Below are 16,984 nucleotides of genomic sequence, written 5' to 3'. Positions count from 1 at the left end.
AGAGAAGCAGGACCGGGGCCGGCCATTCAGCGAAGCCCGCGAAGAGGCTGCCTTAACCTCGCGCCGACGACGGGCTGAGCATACGAATACGCTGGATGTCGAAGTCCCGCTCCAGATAATCCATGCGAGTGTCGAAAAACGCCTTCATGTGCGCCAGGCCTGAGTGCACGTCCAGCGCCTCCTTGCTCGCCCACACTTCGAAGAACACGAACAGGCTAGGGTCCTGCTCGTCTTGCAGCATGTGGTATTCGACACAGCCAGGCTCGCCGCGGCTGGCGGCAACGTATCCCAAAAACAGCGCTTTGAACGCCTCCGCCTGCTCAGGCCGGGTTTTGGCGTAAAGAATAAAGCCGTAAGCGTCGCTCATGTGTGCACCTCGCAAATGTAGGTGCCCAGGCTAGCGCAACAATCCAGTTAATATCTTTGCGTTTACGGAACAAGCCAATTGCGCCAACGCGGGTTTTTCTGCGATGGCTGCCTGCGTAGCCTGCGCCTCATTGATTTCTTAGTGAGGTTGTTCCATGAAGGTTCTTTTGCTCAACGGCGGCAAGCAGTTTGCGCACTCCGACGGCCGTTACAACGAAACCCTGCACGACGCTGCGCTGGCGTGGCTCGATCATGCCGGCCACGAAGTGCAGACCACCTTTATCGACGGTGGCTACGACATCGAGTCCGAGGTGCAGAAGTACCTGTGGGCCGACGTGGTGATCTACCAGATGCCCGGCTGGTGGATGGGCGCGCCTTGGACGGTCAAGCAGTACATCGATGAAGTGTTCACCCTGGGCCACGGCAGCCTCTACGCCAACGACGGCCGCACCCGCTCCGACGCCTCCCAGCGCTATGGCAGCGGCGGCTTGATCCACGGTAAGCGCTATATGATTTCCGCCACCTGGAACGCACCGCAGCAGGCGTTCGATGACCCGCAAGACTTCTTCGAAGGCAAAGGCGTGGATGCCGTGTATTTCCCCTTCCACAAGGCCAACCAGTTCCTTGGCATGCAGGCGCTACCTACCTTCCTTTCAGTGGATGTGATGAAGCGGCCAAACATCGAGGCAGACGTAGCCCGCTATCAACAGCATCTGGAGACTGTGTTAAAAGGGCTGTGAACACCACCAGAGCCCTGTATGTGAAAGCCCGATCGGACGAACTGCAACTCTTTATCGCGGTTATCGAAAGCGGCTCCATTTCCGCCGCCGCCGAACAGGCCGGGCAGTCTCCCTCAGCGGTCAGCCGCACGCTGGCGCGGCTTGAAACCAAGCTGGGGACCACCCTGATCAACCGCACCACCCGGCGGATGAGCCTGACCGAGGAGGGCAAGTATTTCTTCGAGCGCGCCAAGGCCATCCTGCAGGACATGGAAGCCCTCGAAGAGCACCTTGCCCTGCGCCAGCAAGCGCCGTCCGGGCGGTTGCGCATCAATGCCGCGTCGCCGTTCATGCTGCATGCGGTGGTGCCTCACGTGGCGGAGTTTCGCCAGCGCTACCCCGACATCCTGCTCGAACTCAACACTAACGATCTGATCATCGACCTGCTTGAAGAAAGCACCGATGTGGCCATCCGTATCGGCGCCCTGGCCGATTCCACCTTGCACGCGCGGCACCTGGGGAGCAGCCCGCTCAACCTGCTGGCCAGCCCCGCTTACTTGCAGCGCCATGGCATGCCCCGGTGCGTGGAAGACCTGCTCTCGCACACGCTGTTGGGCTTTACCCGCAATGAAGGGCTCAACCAGTGGCCGCTGCGCCATTCCGGCGGTGACCGCTGGCCGATCAACCCCGCGCTCGGCGCCTCTAGCGGCGACACTCTGCGCGAGTTGGCGCTCGCCGGCGAAGGCATCGTTTGCCTGTCGCACTTCATGACCCACCACGACATCCGTGACGGCCGCTTGCAGGTGCTGCTCGCCGACTTCAACAGCGGCCACCGCCAGCCGATTCACGCGGTGTATTACCGCAACACCCAGCTGGCGCTGCGCATCCAGTGCTTCCTGGACTTCATGCAAGACAAGCTCAGGATCTACGCGCAGTAGCCTGCTTTTTTGCTGGTGCGGGATTTATGAGCCTTAATTGAAGCCAGAATCCCCCACCACAAGGACAGCCGATGCGTCTTGTACTGTGCAAAACCCTAATAACAACAGTGGCGCTGGTAGCAGCAACGGGCAGTTGGGCGAGCGCCTTACCCGCGGGCGCGGTCGCCTCGCCGGACCGCTATGGCGCGGAGGTCGCCGAGGCCATCCTCAAGCGTGGCGGCAATGCGGTCGATGCCGCCGTGGCCACGGCCTTTACCCTGGCGGTGACCTACCCCGAGGCCGGTAACCTGGGCGGTGGCGGCTTCATGACGCTTTTCGTCGACGGCAAACCCTACTTCCTCGACTACCGGGAAACCGCGCCAAAGGCGGCCAGCCGCGACATGTATCTCGATGCCAAGGGCGAAGTGGTGCCGGACCTCAGCCTGGTCGGCGCCAAGGCGGCCGGAGTGCCGGGTACGGTGATGGGCCTGTGGGAGGCGCACAAGCGCTTCGGCAAGCTGCCCTGGTCCGAGCTGCTGACCCCCGCCATCGGCTATGCCAAGCGTGGGTTCATCGTGGCCGAGGGGCAGTACCAGTACCGCGAAGACGCGCTGGGCCTGTTCAAGGACAGCACCAACTTCCGTGATTACTTCGGCGCGATGAAAATCGGCGAGCGCTTCACCCAGCCCGAGCTGGCACAGACCCTGGAGCGCATCGCGAGCCATGGCGTCAGTGAGTTTTATCGCGGCAAGACGGCCCGCCTGCTGGTCGCGCAGATGCAACATGACAAAGGCCTGATCACCGCTGCGGACCTGGCCGGCTACAAGGCCCACTGGCGTGAGCCGCTGCGCATAGACTGGCGCGGAAACGCCATCTATACCGCGCCCCTGCCAAGCTCCGGCGGCATCGCCCTGGCCCAGTTGCTCGGGATCAAAGAGCGCCGTGGCAGCGACTTCGAAGGGGTGCCGCTCAATTCGGCGCGTTACATCCACCTGCTGGCGGAGATCGAAAAGCGGGTGTTCGCCGACCGCGCCGATTACCTTGGCGACCCGGACTTCAACAAGGTGCCGGTGAGCAAGTTGATCGCCCCAGCCTACCTGGACCAACGCGCCGCGCAAATAAACCCCAAGGCCATTTCCCCCACCGAGCAGGTGCGCCCGGGCCTGGAAACCCACCAGACCACGCACTTCTCGGTGATCGACAAAGACGGCAATGCCGTGAGCAACACCTACACGCTCAATTTCGACTACGGCAGCGGCGTGGTGGTCAAGGGCGCGGGCTTCTTGCTCAACGATGAAATGGACGACTTCAGCGCCAAGCCGGGGGTCGCCAATGGGTTCGGCGTAGTGGGTAGCGATGCCAATGCCATCGCCCCGGGCAAGCGGATGCTCTCCTCGATGAGCCCGACCATCGTCACCCGCGATGGCCATGTGAGCCTGGTAATCGGCACGCCCGGTGGTTCGCGGATCTTCACCAGCGTGTTCCAGGTGCTCAACAACCTCTACGACTATCACCTCTCTCTGGTGGAGGCAGTGACCGTGCAGCGTGTGCATCACCAATTGCTGCCCAAGGACACTATCTACTACGACGCCATGGCGCCGCTAACCGGGCAGGTGGCAGACGACCTCAAGAAGATGGGCTACACCCTGGAAGACCAAGGTTGGCTGATGGGCAACGTGCAAGCCATCCGGGTGCAAGACGGCCAGCTGGAGACGGCGAGTGACCCGCGCGGGCGGGGAGAAGGGCGGATAGTGAAGTGAAGGGTACGGCCACCGCCGCTTTGAGCGGTGGCCGCGCTGTGCATCAGGCGATCGGCTGGCTGCTCCACTCGCCGTTCACCAAACGCTGCAGGCCCAGCGGGTTGGCGTTTTGCAGAGCCTCCGGCAAAAGCGCGTCCGGGTAGTTCTGGAAGCAGATCGGCCGCAGGTAGCGGTCGATCGCCAAGGTGCCCACCGAAGTGCCGCGCGCATCGGAGGTCGCCGGGAAGGGGCCGCCATGCACCATCGCTTCGCACACTTCCACGCCGGTTGGGTAGCCATTCACCAGAATGCGCCCCACCTTGTGCTCAAGCAGCGGCACCAACCACTGGTAGGCCTTCAAGTCTGCGGTTTCGCCGATCAGCGTGGCAGTCAGCTGGCCGCGCAGGCCCAGCAGTGCTTGCTTGAGCTCGGCATCGTCAGCTACTTCCACCACTACGGTTGTGGGCCCGAACACTTCTTCCTGCAACAGCGCATCGCCGGTGAGCAACAGCGACGCGTCCGCTTTGAACAGCTGCGCCTGGGCCTGGCCGCCTTCCTGGGCGTTGCCGGCCAAGTGAGTGATGCCCGGATGGTCGTGCAGGTGCTGCACGCCGTGGCTGTAGCTGCGCAGCCCGCCGGCGTTGAGCATGGTCTGCGGCGCCTGGCCGGCGATTTCCGCTTTCAGCGCATCCAGGAACTGGCTGAACTCGGCCGATTTAACGCCGATCACCAGCCCAGGGTTGGTGCAGAACTGCCCGGCACCCATGCACACCGAGCCTGCCAGCTCCTTGGCTACGGTGGCGCCACGGGCTTTCAGGGCTTCGGGCAGCAGGATCACCGGGTTGATGCTGGACATCTCAGCGAACACCGGGATGGGTTGCGGCCGCTCGGCAGCCATCTTGCACAATGCGGTGCCACCGCCCAGTGAGCCGGTGAAGCCAACCGCTTGAATAGCCGGGTGTTTGACCAGTGCCTCGCCCACGCGGTTGCCGAAGATCATGTTGAACACGCCCTTGGGCATGCCGGTGCGCTCCGCGGCGCGCGTGATCGCGGTGCCGACCAGGTCTGCGGTGGCCATGTGGCCGCTGTGCGCCTTGACCACCACCGGGCAACCGGCGGCGAACGCCGAGGCGGTGTCGCCGCCAGCGGTCGAAAACGCCAGCGGGAAGTTGCTGGCGCCGAACACTGCCACCGGGCCCACGCCGATGCGGTATTGACGCAGGTCCAGGCGGGGCAGTGGCTTGCGCTCAGGCAGTGGCAGGTCGATGCGGGCGCCGAGGAAGTCGCCACGGCGCAGCACCTTGGCGAACAGGCGCATCTGCCCGCTGGTGCGGCCACGTTCGCCCTGGATGCGTGCGGCGGGCAGGGCGGTTTCACGGCAAACGATGGCGACAAAGTCTTCACCGAGTGCATCGAGCTCGTCGGCGACAGCTTCAAGGAACTCTGCGCGCCGCGCGGGGCTCAACTGGCGGAACTCGCTGTAGGCGCTTTCTGCGGCCTTGGCGGCGTAATCCACTTCAGCGTCGGTGGCCTGATAGAAGGTATAGGGCAGCGCTTCGCCGCTGCTGGCGTCTATGCTCTTGAGGCTGGGGTCGCCAAGGGCACTACGGGCACCGTTGATGAAGTTGTGTCCGAGAACGTCAGGCATTGTTGTCTCCTTGTTCGGTTAACGGGGAAGCGTGAGGTGCCGGAGCGGGAGGGTGAAGCGATGAAAGACTTCGGCATGTCGTTGCCGGACATCATACAACTGCATGGGGATATGTCCAAGCCGATGCGCGAACCGCATTCACTATAGAAGCAAGCACCCGCTATTGTTTAACGCAACAAGGCTGGTTTTGACGCAGATGTACCAAAGGGCTGGCGTAGTGCCATCTACTCTGTTTACAGTGCCGCTGGTCCGCCCCCGCAGGCATTCAACCGGGACGAAAATCTCAATGGCTGTTGTACCTTTGCTGATTTGTGACGACTCCAACATGGCCCGCAAGCAGCTGCTACGGGCACTGCCCGATGGGCTCGGGGTGTCGGTAACGCAAGCCGAGAACGGCCGGCTTGGCCTGGAGGCCATTCGCAATGGCCTGGGCGAAGTGGTGCTGCTGGACCTGACCATGCCAGAAATGGACGGCTACCAAGTGCTTGCCGCCATCCGCGAAGAAGGGCTTAAAACCAAAGTGATCGTAGTGTCTGGCGATGTTCAAGACGAAGCGGTTCGCCGCGTGCTGGCCCTTGGGGCGACTGCATTTCTGAAAAAGCCCGCTGATGCCGAACAACTGCGCAAGGCGTTGGGGCAATGCGGGCTGGTGGGCGAGGGCGAGGCCCCTTCTGGGTTCGCCGCCGCCGACATGATGATCAACTTCAACGACGCCTTCCGGGAAACGGTCAATGTGTCCATGGGCCGCGCCGCGGCGCTATTGGCCAAGGTGTTGAATGTCTTCGTCGAGCTGCCCTTGCCCAACGTGAACGTGCTGGAGGTTGGCGAGCTGCACATGGCGTTGGCCGACGCCCAGCGAGGGAACCAGCTCACGGCCATTTGCCAGGGCTATATCGGTGAAGGCATCGCTGGCGAGGCGTTGCTGATGTTCCACGATAGCAGCATGGCGGACATGGCCCGGCTGATGCGCCAGGAACACCGCGAAAGCAGCCAGTCGGAAATGCTCCTGGACCTCTCCGCCTTGCTGATCGGCGCCTGCCTGAGCGGCATGGGCGAGCAGATCGACGTCACCTTCTCGCTTAGCCATCCTCAGGTGCTGGGCGAGCATGCCCGCATCGAAGACCTGATCAAGCTCAACCGGCATCGCTGGAAACAAACGCTGGCGGTGGAAATCAGTTACAGCGTGGAAGGGCACGACATCCATTTCGACCTGCTGCTGCTGTTCACCGAGACGTCGCTGGCTAGACTCCAAGGCAAGCTCGCGTACATGATGAATTGATATGAACAGATCCCTTGACCTTACCGAGCTTCACTGGCTGCTGGCCATTACCCAGAGCATCGACGTGGGCGTGGTCGTTTTCGACCGCAACTTCACCGTGTCGGTCTGGAATACCTTCATCGAAAACCGTTCTGGGGTGCCCGCCAGGGAAGCCCAGGGCAAGCCGTTTTTCGAGCTGTTCCCGGAAGTCGACCAGGCTTGGTTCACCCGCAAGGTAGAAAGCGTGGTCACCTTGGGTTCGCCATCGTTCACCATCTGGGAGCAACGCCCGTACCTGCTGAAGTTCGAAAGCTATCAGCCAATTACCGGCTCCGAGCCATTCATGTACCAGAACACCACGCTGTTTCCGCTGCGCTCGATCAACAACGTGGTCGAGCACATCTGCCTGGTGATCTACGACGTGACGGAAGTGGCGACGAACCGCCGCGAGTTGCAGGCCGTCAACGTGCAGCTGCAAAAGCTTTCCAGCACAGACCGCCTCACTGGCTTGTACAACCGTGGCCACTGGGAGGAGTCGCTCAAGCACGAATACGCCCGGCATACCCGCTACGGCAACGATTGCACCCTGATCATGTTCGACATCGACCACTTCAAGCAGGTGAACGATAACTACGGCCACCCCGGTGGGGACCGGGTGATCCAGCGGGTGGCAGACGTAGTGCGCGAGCACGTGCGGGACTCGGACATCTGCGGGCGCTACGGCGGCGAGGAGTTTGCGCTGCTGCTGCCCGACACGGACAAAGAAGGCGGGCAGATCCTCGCCGAGCGTCTGCGCGCGTCCATCGAGGCGCTGGTAGTCACCCACGACGGGCAGGCCATACGCTTTACCATCAGCCTGGGCGTGGCAGACCTGCAGCGGCCCGCCGCCGATTACCAGGAGCTGATCGAACGCGCCGACCAGGCGCTGTATACCTCCAAACGCAGCGGGCGCAACCGGGTCACTGTGTTCGCCTGATCACGCTGATCAACCCGATCAAACTTTCCGCTTGGGGCCGGGGTCCACCAATGACCTACGGCACCAAGAGGAAACATTGATGAGCCTGTTCAAAGATATTCTGAGCAAACTGGGCATTGGCCACGACGACACCCAGCCTGCGTCCACTACCGCTCCCACCACCGCGCCGGCAGGCAGTGCGCCGCCGGTGAACAACGACGGGCTCGCGCCGAGCATTACCGGCACCAGCGTACCTGCCACTGGCAGCACCGTAGACGTGGGCGCCAAGCTCGATGGGCTGGCCGCCAATAGCGCAGAGAAGCTCAACTGGCGCACCTCGGTCGTGGACCTGCTCAAGCTGCTCGGCATCGACAGCAGCCTGGAACACCGCAAGCAACTTGCCACCGAACTCAACTGCCCGGCCGACAAGCTGAGTGATTCGGCGCAGATGAACATGTGGTTGCACAAGGCCGTTCTGCAAAAAGTCGCCGCCAGTGGCGGTACCGTTCCGCAAGACCTGCTATGAGGAGCACGCCGATGGTTGTCATGGTGAAACGACTCGAAGACCGGGAAACTCCCTGCGAAGCGCAACGCACCGACCCGTCGGCGAAGGCTACCCCAGCCCCTGGCAAGCCCGAAACCAACGGCCGTGATGAGTATCGCCACCGCGAGGGCGAGACGGGCCGCCGGCTGGTGGAGAACACCGGGCGCGGGCGCGCCGAGTACACCGGCCGCCATTGACGTTCGGGTAATACGGCGCCGGGCCGCATGCGGCCCCGGCGCCGCCCTGCGCTGTTCTACGCCGCGCTGCATAGCGGCACATGGAGCCGACAGGTGATCGACCTCGCTTCGGAACCCGAGCAAATCCGCCTGCGATTGCTCCGGGCACTGAACCTGCTGGATACCGAACCGGAGCCGGAATTTGACCGGATCACCCGGCTTTTGGCACGGGCTCTGAATGTACCTATCGCCCTGGTTTCCCTGATTGACGAACACCGGCAGTGGTTTAAGTCTGCGGTGGGCCTCGATGTACGAGAAACGCCGCGGGAAATCGCGTTCTGCGATCACGCCATCCGCCAGCGTGAACCCTTAGTGGTCAATGACGCCACCCAAGACCTGCGCTTTGCCAATAACCCGTTGGTTCGCAGTGCCCCAAACATCCGCTTCTACGCGGGCTATCCGCTACGTACCAGCGACGGCTATGCACTGGGCACGCTCTGTGCCATCGATTCCCGCCCGCGTGAATTAAGCCCGGATCAGCGGCAGATCCTGACCGACCTCGCCGAATTGGTGGTCCGAGAAGTGCGGCTGCGTGAGGCGTCGTTGTTGTCGCGCTCTCACCTGGAGATATCCGAGGCACGCATCGAGACTGCCGAAGATCGTTTTCGCTCGGTGTTCGAGAGTGCTGGGCCGGGCATGGCAGTCTCCGATGCGCTTGGCGGCCTGGTCCGGATCAACCCCGCTTTTGCCGACCTGGTGGGATACTCGCGCGAAGAATTGGTTGGCATGAGCTACAGCGACCTTACCCATCCCGACGACTTGAGCGGGGATCTGGAGCAATGGGAGCGGCTGTGCCGGGGTGAAATCGACCGTTTCGAGCTAGAGAAGCGGTGCGTGCGCAAGGATGGGGAAATCCGCTGGGTACACCTGACCCTGACCCGGCATAACCTCAACAATGGCGCGCTGGATTTCATCCTCGCCGTGGTGACGGATATCCAGGCACGCAAAGCTGCCCAGGGCGCATTGGCGCAGTTGGCCAATGAGCTGGAGCAGCGGGTCGCGGAGCGCACGCACACGCTGCATCAGCGCGAAGCCGAACTGTCCGCAGTGCTTGAGTACACCCAGGACGCCTACGTACGCACCGATGAGCAGGGCCGGATTCTGTCCTGGAATCGGCAGGCCGAGGCCACTTTCGGTTGGTCCCGAGACGAGGCCGTTGGCCAGTTGCTCGAAGAGCTGCTGATTCCGCCAGAACTGCGCGAGCGCCACACGCAGGGCATGCGTCGATACCTGCGCACCGGTGAAAACCGGGTGCTGGGGCGGCGCCTGGAGCTTCAGGCCCTGCGGCGAGACGGCCAGACCATTCCGGTCGAGGTGCATATCAATGCCCTGCACGTTGAGCAGGGGGTGTTTTTCAACGCGTTCTTGCACGAGATCACCGCCCGCAAGGCCAAGGAAGAAGCTCGCGAGCGTCAGGCCCTGCAAGACCCCTTGACCGGCGTAGCCAACCGCCGGGCGTTGAACGAATGGCTACCCCGGGCAATGGGTGGCGTGGCCGCGGAGGCCTACACCCTGAGCGTGCTGTTTATCGACCTGGACGGCTTCAAGGCGGTCAACGACAACCTGGGGCACGATGCCGGCGACGTGCTGCTCAAGGAGATCGGCCAGCGCATGGTGCGCTGCCTGCGCGGTAGCGACCGAGTGTTCCGCCTGGCGGGGGATGAGTTCGTGGTAGTGCTGGCGCACCTGGCCGACCCCACCCTGGCCAGTGGCGTGGCACGCAAGCTGCTGAGCGCCATAGCCAGCCCAGTGATGCTGGGCGAGCGGAGCGTGGAGGTCAGCGCCAGCATTGGCCTGACCCTGCATGAGGTCGGCGACCCGCGCAGCGCCGAACAGTTGATCAAAGACGCCGATAGCGCCATGTACGCCGCCAAGCAAGGTGGGCGCAACCGCGTGTGCCTGTTCGAGCGAACGCTGTAACACCGAATGGCAAAGCCCGCGAATCAGCGGCATGACGTTCGCCGGCGAGCGCCAGCTCCCACCCAACCCCGGCCACCTGTAGGAGCGGGCAAAGCCCGCGAATCAGCGGTATGACGTTCGCAGGCTAGCGCCAGCTCCCACCCAACCCCGGCCACCTGTAGGAGCGGGCAAAGCCCGCGAACCGGCGGCGTGACGTTCGCCGGCTAGCGCCAGCTCCCACCCCAACCCGGCCACCTGTAGGAGCGGGCAAAGCCCGCGAACCAGCGGCGTGACGTTCGCAGGCTAGTGCCAGCTCCCACCCCAACCCCAGCCACCTGTAGGAGCGGGCAAAGCCCGCGAACCGGCGGCGTGACGTTCGCAGGCTAGCGCCACCCCCCACCCAAACCCGACCACCTGTAGGAGCGGGCGAAGCCCGCGAACCAGCGGCATGACGTTCGCAGCCCGGCGCCAGCTCCCACCCAAACCCGGCCACCTGCAGGAGCGAGCAAAGCCCGCGAACCAGCGGCCTGTCGTTCGCAGGCTAGCGCCAGCTCCCACCCAAACTCCAGCCACCTGTAGGAACGGGCAAAGCCCGCGAACCAGCGGCCTGTCGTTCGCAGGCTAGCGCCAGCTCCCACCCAAACCCGGCCACCTGTAGGAATGGGCAAAGCCCGCGAATCGGCGGCCTGGCGTTCGCAGGCTGGCGCCAGCTCCCACCCCAACCCGGCCACCTGTAGGAGCGGGCAAAGCCCGCGAACCGGCGGCGTGACGTTCGCAGGCTGACGCCAGCTCTACTCAAACCCGGCCACCTGCAGGAGCGAGCAAAGCCCGCGAACCGGCGGCCTGTCGTTCGCAGGCTAGCGCCAGCTCCTACCCAAACTCCAGCCACCTGTAGGAGCGGGCAAAGCCCGCGAACCGGCAGCGTGACGTTCGCAGGCTAGCGCCAGCTCCCACCCCAACCCAGCCACCTGTAGGAGCGGGCAAAGCCCGCGAATCAGCGGCATGACGTTCGCAGGCGAGCGCCAGCTCCCACCCAACCCCGGCCACCTGTAGGAGCGGGCAAAGCCCGCGAACCGGCAGCGTGACGTTCGCAGGCTAGCGCCAGCGCCTACTCAAACCCAGTCCTCTGTAGGAGCGTGCAAAGCCCGCGAACGCGGCTGCCGACCAGAACACAGCTGCCAGCCCAATTGCTGGTTCGCGGGCTGGTGTCCGCCCCTTCGAGAGAGGCGCAAAGGCATACGCCTGGTTAGAACGGCCGGCTTCCCGCCAGGCTGATCCGCTTCATCCGCCGCTGTTCCTTGGCCGGGAAGGCGTTTCGCGCATGGAGCACCGCCTGGTTGTCCCACCAGATGATGTCCCCCGGCTGCCAGGCGTGGCTGTAGTGAAAGCGCGGCTGTTCCAAATGTTCGCGCAAGCGCTCGATCAGCGCCTGGCCGTAGGCGGGGTCTGCCCCGGGGATTTCCACTTCTGTAGCCACGCCGAGGAACAGCAGGCGCTTGCCGCTTTCTGGGTGGGTGCGCACCAGGGGATGCTCGGTGCCTTGGATGGCCGGCACCTCAGGGGTGCGGTAGCGCACGAAGCTGCCGTTGTACCCGCCGGTTTTCAAGCGAATGAACGGGTTATAGGTGATCAGCCTCAGCGGGTCGATCTCCCGGCGGGTGGCTTCGTTAAGGGTTTCGTAGGCGAGTGCCAGGTTGGTGAAGCGGGTTTCGCCACCAGTGGAAGGTACGGCCTGCGCGTACAGGAAAGACCCCGACGACGGCGTGGGCGTCCAATGGTGGTCGGCATGGGCCGGTATCGCGGTATTGCCTAGCTCGCCGCCCTCGCTGTTGGCCACCTTCACGATCTCGGGCGCCTTGCCGTCGGCACCCGAAGACAGCACCGGGATGTTGGCAGGGGGCTGAAACACCGCGCCGAAGTGCGTGGCGAAGGCCAGGTATTGCGCATCGTCCAGCTGCTGCCCGCGGAACAGCAGAATATGGTGATCCCGCAGCGCCTGCTTGAGCTGCAACACCTGCTCAGGTCGCAGGGCCTTGGCGTCGAAGCCGCTGACCAGGGCGCCGAGCGGGGCGTCCAGCGGGGTGATGTCGAAGCGCTCGGGCGGCGCTGGCTGTACCCTGGCTGACGTCAGGGTAGAAACTGCAACGTTCATCGGTAGTGCCTCCGCAAAAGGGTTGAACGGGCTTCAGCCCTTACGGCTGGTGTGGCTGCGTTGGCCATCGAGCGCCACCGGCACGTCGCCGGCCAGGGTGACCCGGCGCACGATGCGCGGCTGGGTGCCGTAGTCGTCCACGGCGTAATGCTGGGTGGCGCGGTTATCCCAGATCGCCACGTCACCTGCCTGCCAGCGCCAGCGCACGGTGTTTTCCAGCCGGGTGACATAGCCCTGCAATACCGTGAACAGGTGGTTGGAGTCGGCCTGCGAAAGCCCTTTGAGCCGCTTCACAAAGTGGCCGAGCAGCAGGGTGCGTTCGCCGCTCACCGGATGCACCCGCACCACTGGATGCTCGGTTTCATAAACGGTGGACGCGAATACCGTGCGGTAGCGCTCCAACCGCTGTGCGGTGGCCCCGGGGCGAATGCCGGCGTAGTCGTACTCGTTGCTGTGGATCGCCCATAACGTATCGGCCAGGCCGCGCAAGGTTTCTGGCAGGTCGTCATAGGCGGTAGCGGTGTTTGCCCATACGGTATCGCCGCCAGCGTCCGGCGCCACCACGCTGCGCAGGATGGACGCTTTCGGGTAGGCATCCACGAAGGTCACGTCGGTGTGCCAGGAGTTGGCCCTGGCGCCCTCGGCACCGTCGAGCTCCAGTAGGTAGCGGGTGCCTTCACGCACCGGCACGGTCGGGTGTGCGACCGGCTCGCCGAGCAGGGTGGCGAAGGCTTCCTGGCCGGCGTCGTCCAGGTGATGCTGCTGGCGGAAGAAAATCACTTTGTGCTGCACCAGCGCGGCCTGGATCGCCGCCACGGTGGCGGTATCCAGGTCGCCGGTCAGGCGGATGCCGCGGATCTCCGCGCCGATACGGCCGGCGACGGGATGAACGCTCAAAGCAGCAGTGGAAGCAGGTGGAACAGCGACGGCGGCGATGCTCATGGATGGCTCCTCGGGTGGTTGGGCGGTGGTTCGGTACAGCGTTTAGAAGTCGTAGCGCGCCGTCGCACCCAGCGTGCGCGGCGGGCCTTCGGAAGCGGTGTAGGCGCCATTGAGGTAAGCGAAGGCGCTGAGGTAGTAGTCCCGGTCGGTGGCGTTGCGTACCCAGAGGGACACGTCCAGCTGGCCGTCGCCCAGGTCGCGGCGCACCCCGGCAGACAGGTTGAGCAGGCCGTAGCCGTCGATGCGCGACAGCGAGGAGTTGTCCAACGAACCCTCGGCCCACGAGCGGTAGGCATAGCTGGCGCTGACGTAGGGTTCCACGCGGTTGGGCAGCTGCCACTTGTATTCGCCGTTGAGGTTGGCGATCCACTTGGAGGCGCCCACCACTCGATCACCCGTGAGGTCGCACGTGGCGGCGGCGTTGACCGTGGTCACCTCGCCAGGGCAAGGCGCGTCCTTGAAGCTCAGGTAGGTCACGTCGTTGTACGAGCCGCTGAAGTTGAGCGTGAGCCCGCGCAAGGGCAGGGCGGTAGCTTCCAGCTCCAGCCCGCGGGAACGCACGCTGCCGGCATTGGCGAGCATCTGCACCACTGTGGCTGCACCCGCTGGCTGATACAGCGTGGTCGCCTGGTAGCCGTGGATGCCCGTCCAGAATAGGTTGGCGTTGAGTAGTAGGCGGTTGCTCAGCAAGCGGCTTTTGAGCCCCAGTTCGGCATCGTTGGCGCGCTCCGGCCCCACCACCAACGAGCTGGCCCCGGCCACCGGCGCGCTGCTGACCGCCAGGTTCACCCCACCAGACTTTTCCCCGTGGGCGAGCGACGCATAGCCAAGCACGTCATCGCTGAGCCTGTAGCTCAGGCTCAGCAAGGCCGAGGGAGCCGCGTTGTGCAGGTTCAGGTCGCCGGAGTCGTAAGCGCCCAGTTGCGATGCGCGCACGGCCGCGGCGGCCCCCGTCACGGCCGCACCGCCCACGGGGGCGAAGCGGGTGATCGAGGCGGTTTTCTCCTCATAGGTGCCGCGCAGGCCAGCGGTGAAGTCCAGGCGGTCGGTGAAGTGCCACGTGCCTTGGGCGAAGGCGGCGTAGCTGTCGGTTTCGATCTTGCCGTTGGCCTTGGTGCGGGTGTTGTTCAGGGCATTGAGGTTGCTGCCCAGCAGGAACGAGTCCGCCGCCGGGCCGTAATCGGTAAAGGTACGGTTGCCCAGGTTCTGGTCGAACACATAGGCGCCCACCACGTAATCGAACAATTCGCCCTTGGGCGAGGCCAGGCGCACTTCCTGGGAGAACTGGCGATCGTTGACCTCGACGCCGGTGTTGAGGATCGCCGGCACGTTGAGGCTTTCATCGTTGGCCGGGGTGAAGTGCCAGAAGCGGTAGGCGCTGATGGATGTTAGCGTGTAGCCGCCGGCCAGGTTCCAATTGGCCTCCACCGAGCTGCCGCCCTGATGCACGCTCACATGCTGGCGGCCGTCGATGTTGACCTTTTTATCGTCCGGGTCCCGCTGCGGTGTGGCGCCGACCAGCGCCGCGCGCTGCCAGTACCGCGCAGGCGCGCCATAAACCACCATGGTGCCGGTGCTGGAATCCTCTTCGTTGTAGTCGTTGATCCAGCGCAGGCTGAAGTCATCGTTGGGCTTGAACAGCAGTTGCCCGCGAAAGCCCTGGCGTTCGCCGCCGTTGAGGCGGTGGCCGTCGTACACATTCTTGATGTAGCCATCGTCGCGCGTGCGATAGGCCGACAAGCGCCCGGCGAGGGTCTCGGTCAGTGCCCCGTTGACCGTGCCGCGCCCCTGGAAATACCCATAGTCCCCGCCCGAGACCTCCACCGTGCGCTCGGTTTCGAAGCTTGGGGCGCGGGTGCTGATGTTCACCACGCCAGCAGTGGTGTTCTTGCCGAACAACGTGCCTTGAGGGCCACGCAGCAATTCGAGTTGCTCGATGTCCAGGAGGTCGAACACGGCCATGCCCGGGCGGCCGAGGTACACGTTATCCAGGTAAATGCCCGCGCTGCCCTCCAGCCCGTCGCTGGCCGGGTTATTGCCAATGCCGCGCACCGCCACGCTGGATTGCCGTGCATGGATAAAGGCAACGTTCACGCTGGGCAGCAGTTGCTGCAGGTCTTGAACCTTGGTGATGCGCTGGGTTTCCAGGGTGGCGCCGCTGACGGTGGTCATTGGGGTGGGCACGTTTTGCGCGTCTTCCTCGCGGCGGCGTGTGGTGACCGTGACTTTTTCCAGCGCTGTGCCTGGGGCCGCGGCTTCATTGGGCTCGTCGGTGGCGGCCATGGCACTGCCTGCGGCGGTGAGCAGCCACAGCGCCAAGGTGCAATCCAGGGCGGCAAACGGGGCGGTGAAGGGTGTGGTGGCCAGGCGGTTCAAGCGCATGCAGTTCTTCCTTGAGGCGTTTTTTTGGCAACGGCTACCCGCGCCAGCAGCCGCTGGTGGGTTCAGGGGTGGTGATCGGTGGGGGGGCTAGCGGGCAGCCTGAGCCGCGCCGGAGGCTTGCAACGCGGCATCCAGGAAGCGCGGCTGTGCCCATTCGGTCACCTGGAAGGGCGCGCGAATCAGCCGCTGCTGGCCGGCGAAGTCCACTGCTGTTTGCAGCCTGCCGAGGAAGTCCTGGTCAAGCTTGGGGTCGAACTGACGGCTGAAGTCCTCGCCCTCCACATCGGTGGCGAGGATCACCGCCGGGTAGTTGGCCAGGCGCGACACCAGCTCTACATAAGCTTGCTTGTGGCCCGGTTGTGCCAGCCAGTTCAGCGCCTGTTGCTGGGCGCGCAGCAGGCGCTCGGTGACTTGCGGGTAGTGGTCGATGAACTGCCCCGTGCCCACCAGCACGCCTTGCAGGTCACCCGCGCCGCCCAGGTCGGCGGTGCTCAGCGGCAGCTCGGCCAACCCCCGCTCGCGCAGAGCGATCAACCCGGCGTTACCCCAGGTGGCGTCGATCTGCCGCGCGGCCAAGGCCGCGTTGGCCGCGCTGAAGTCCAGGTTAACCACCTTCAGGTCCCGCTCGGACAAGCCGCGGCTGGCCAAGGCGGCGTCGAACGAGAGCTGGCTGGCGGTGCCACGGAAGACCGCCACTTGCTTGCCCTTGAGGTCTTCGAGGGTTTTCACCCCGGAGCCGGGCACCACGCCCAGGTAGCTCTTCACCCGGCGGGCGGCGCCGCTGAGCAGGCGGGTATCCAGGCCACTGGCCTTGCCGATGATGGCAGCAAGGTCGCCTAGGTAGGCGAAGTCCACCTGGCCGTTGGCCAAGGCCTCATTGATCACAGGGCCCGCGCCTTTGAAGAACAGCCACTGCACCTTAATGCCATCGGCGGCGAACTCTTTTTCCAGCAGTTGCTGGTCGCGCAGCACGTCCACCACACCGCCACCGCTGTGGTCCGTTCCTGCGCTGAGGTCTGGCACGGCTATGCGGATTTCCGTTGGCAGGTCTTGCGCATAGGAAGGGCCGGCCAAGGCGCTCAAAACGCCGCTCAACACGACTGGGGCAAAGGAACGAAGCAAGCGGGCGACGGCGGGCATGGGCGGGCTCCAGAGAAACGAGAGCCGCTAGATACGCATATGGGTTAATAAGCGTTAAATATTAAAAAATCACTTTTCGCTGCCTTT

At 64.1% G+C, this 16,984-nt stretch carries 13 protein-coding genes and 1 pseudogene; 8 read left to right on the top strand and 6 right to left on the bottom strand.

The annotated features are described in order from the left end of the window. Window positions 1-52: 52 nt before the first annotated feature. The gene (locus OGL93_RS19415; RefSeq protein ID WP_263264515.1) at window positions 53-367 is read right to left on the bottom strand and encodes a putative quinol monooxygenase; all 315 of its coding nucleotides are present in this window, start codon (window positions 365-367) and stop codon (window positions 53-55) included. A 154-nt stretch (window positions 368-521) separates the two neighbouring features. On the opposite strand from OGL93_RS19415, the gene OGL93_RS19410 reads away from it, so the two are divergent. The 3 genes from OGL93_RS19410 to ggt all read left to right on the top strand — a co-directional run bounded on the left by OGL93_RS19410 (window position 522) and on the right by ggt (window position 3,762). Continuing rightward, window positions 522-1,106: an NAD(P)H-dependent oxidoreductase gene (locus tag OGL93_RS19410; RefSeq protein ID WP_263264510.1), complete on the top strand. Its 585-nt coding sequence runs from the start codon at window positions 522-524 to the stop codon at window positions 1,104-1,106. 20 nt (window positions 1,107-1,126) lie between these two features. Then, complete coding sequence (locus OGL93_RS19405; protein ID WP_263264508.1) at window positions 1,127-2,023, top strand: LysR family transcriptional regulator; 897 nt, start codon at window positions 1,127-1,129, stop codon at window positions 2,021-2,023. A gap of 71 nt (window positions 2,024-2,094) precedes the next feature. Continuing rightward, entirely contained in the window at window positions 2,095-3,762 is a 1,668-nt protein-coding gene (ggt, locus tag OGL93_RS19400; protein WP_263264506.1) for a gamma-glutamyltransferase, read from the top strand. Window positions 3,763-3,805: 43 nt separating this feature from the next. On the opposite strand, the gene OGL93_RS19395 is transcribed toward ggt, so the two are convergent. After that, complete coding sequence (locus tag OGL93_RS19395; RefSeq protein ID WP_263264504.1) at window positions 3,806-5,389, bottom strand: aldehyde dehydrogenase (NADP(+)); 1,584 nt, start codon at window positions 5,387-5,389, stop codon at window positions 3,806-3,808. A 286-nt stretch (window positions 5,390-5,675) separates the two neighbouring features. On the opposite strand from OGL93_RS19395, the gene OGL93_RS19390 reads away from it, so the two are divergent. The 5 genes from OGL93_RS19390 to OGL93_RS19370 all read left to right on the top strand — a co-directional run bounded on the left by OGL93_RS19390 (window position 5,676) and on the right by OGL93_RS19370 (window position 10,302). Next, window positions 5,676-6,668: a response regulator gene (locus OGL93_RS19390; RefSeq protein WP_263264502.1), complete on the top strand. Its 993-nt coding sequence runs from the start codon at window positions 5,676-5,678 to the stop codon at window positions 6,666-6,668. A 1-nt stretch (window position 6,669) separates the two neighbouring features. Then, window positions 6,670-7,623, top strand: coding sequence for a sensor domain-containing diguanylate cyclase (locus OGL93_RS19385; RefSeq protein WP_263264500.1), 954 nt, complete (start codon window positions 6,670-6,672; stop codon window positions 7,621-7,623). A 79-nt stretch (window positions 7,624-7,702) separates the two neighbouring features. Next, window positions 7,703-8,128 carry a DUF3597 domain-containing protein gene (locus OGL93_RS19380; RefSeq protein WP_263264498.1) on the top strand — a complete coding sequence of 142 codons (426 nt, stop codon included), beginning with the start codon at window positions 7,703-7,705 and terminating at the stop codon, window positions 8,126-8,128. An 11-nt stretch (window positions 8,129-8,139) separates the two neighbouring features. Next, window positions 8,140-8,343: a hypothetical protein gene (locus OGL93_RS19375; RefSeq protein ID WP_263264497.1), complete on the top strand. Its 204-nt coding sequence runs from the start codon at window positions 8,140-8,142 to the stop codon at window positions 8,341-8,343. A 93-nt stretch (window positions 8,344-8,436) separates the two neighbouring features. Next, entirely contained in the window at window positions 8,437-10,302 is a 1,866-nt protein-coding gene (locus tag OGL93_RS19370) for a PAS domain S-box protein (protein ID WP_263264496.1), read from the top strand. A 1,225-nt stretch (window positions 10,303-11,527) separates the two neighbouring features. On the opposite strand, the gene OGL93_RS19365 is transcribed toward OGL93_RS19370, so the two are convergent. The 4 genes and pseudogenes from OGL93_RS19365 to OGL93_RS19350 all read right to left on the bottom strand — a co-directional run bounded on the left by OGL93_RS19365 (window position 11,528) and on the right by OGL93_RS19350 (window position 16,897). Next, window positions 11,528-12,433, bottom strand: a complete 906-nt coding sequence (locus OGL93_RS19365; RefSeq protein ID WP_263264495.1) for a TauD/TfdA family dioxygenase — start codon at window positions 12,431-12,433, stop codon at window positions 11,528-11,530. A 33-nt stretch (window positions 12,434-12,466) separates the two neighbouring features. After that, entirely contained in the window at window positions 12,467-13,375 is a 909-nt protein-coding gene (locus OGL93_RS19360) for a TauD/TfdA family dioxygenase (RefSeq protein WP_263264494.1), read from the bottom strand. 42 nt (window positions 13,376-13,417) lie between these two features. Then, window positions 13,418-15,616 (bottom strand): annotated as a pseudogene (locus OGL93_RS19355) (TonB-dependent receptor); the annotation flags it as partial. A gap of 228 nt (window positions 15,617-15,844) precedes the next feature. Beyond that, entirely contained in the window at window positions 15,845-16,897 is a 1,053-nt protein-coding gene (locus OGL93_RS19350; RefSeq protein WP_263264493.1) for an ABC transporter substrate-binding protein, read from the bottom strand. Window positions 16,898-16,984: the final 87 nt, after the last annotated feature.

Origin of the sequence: Pseudomonas sp. RIT-PI-S (genome assembly GCF_025642975.1) — a bacterium.
Classification (GTDB): Bacteria; Pseudomonadota; Gammaproteobacteria; order Pseudomonadales; family Pseudomonadaceae; genus Aquipseudomonas.
The sequence above is the reverse complement of the archived record's forward strand: the minus strand, read 5'-3'. Positions and strand labels throughout refer to the sequence as shown.

Bases quoted from the DNA above. Each gene is read 5' to 3' on its own strand.
- OGL93_RS19415 (WP_263264515.1), bottom strand. From the start codon at position 367: ATGAGCGACGCTTACGGCTTTATTCTTTACGCCAAAACCCGGCCTGAG.
- OGL93_RS19410 (WP_263264510.1), top strand. From the start codon at position 522: ATGAAGGTTCTTTTGCTCAACGGCGGCAAGCAGTTTGCGCACTCCGAC.
- ggt (WP_263264506.1), top strand. From the start codon at position 2,095: ATGCGTCTTGTACTGTGCAAAACCCTAATAACAACAGTGGCGCTGGTA.
- OGL93_RS19395 (WP_263264504.1), bottom strand. From the start codon at position 5,389: ATGCCTGACGTTCTCGGACACAACTTCATCAACGGTGCCCGTAGTGCC.
- OGL93_RS19390 (WP_263264502.1), top strand. From the start codon at position 5,676: ATGGCTGTTGTACCTTTGCTGATTTGTGACGACTCCAACATGGCCCGC.
- OGL93_RS19385 (WP_263264500.1), top strand. From the start codon at position 6,670: ATGAACAGATCCCTTGACCTTACCGAGCTTCACTGGCTGCTGGCCATT.
- OGL93_RS19380 (WP_263264498.1), top strand. From the start codon at position 7,703: ATGAGCCTGTTCAAAGATATTCTGAGCAAACTGGGCATTGGCCACGAC.
- OGL93_RS19375 (WP_263264497.1), top strand. From the start codon at position 8,140: ATGGTTGTCATGGTGAAACGACTCGAAGACCGGGAAACTCCCTGCGAA.
- OGL93_RS19365 (WP_263264495.1), bottom strand. From the start codon at position 12,433: ATGAACGTTGCAGTTTCTACCCTGACGTCAGCCAGGGTACAGCCAGCG.
- OGL93_RS19360 (WP_263264494.1), bottom strand. From the start codon at position 13,375: ATGAGCATCGCCGCCGTCGCTGTTCCACCTGCTTCCACTGCTGCTTTG.
- OGL93_RS19350 (WP_263264493.1), bottom strand. From the start codon at position 16,897: ATGCCCGCCGTCGCCCGCTTGCTTCGTTCCTTTGCCCCAGTCGTGTTG.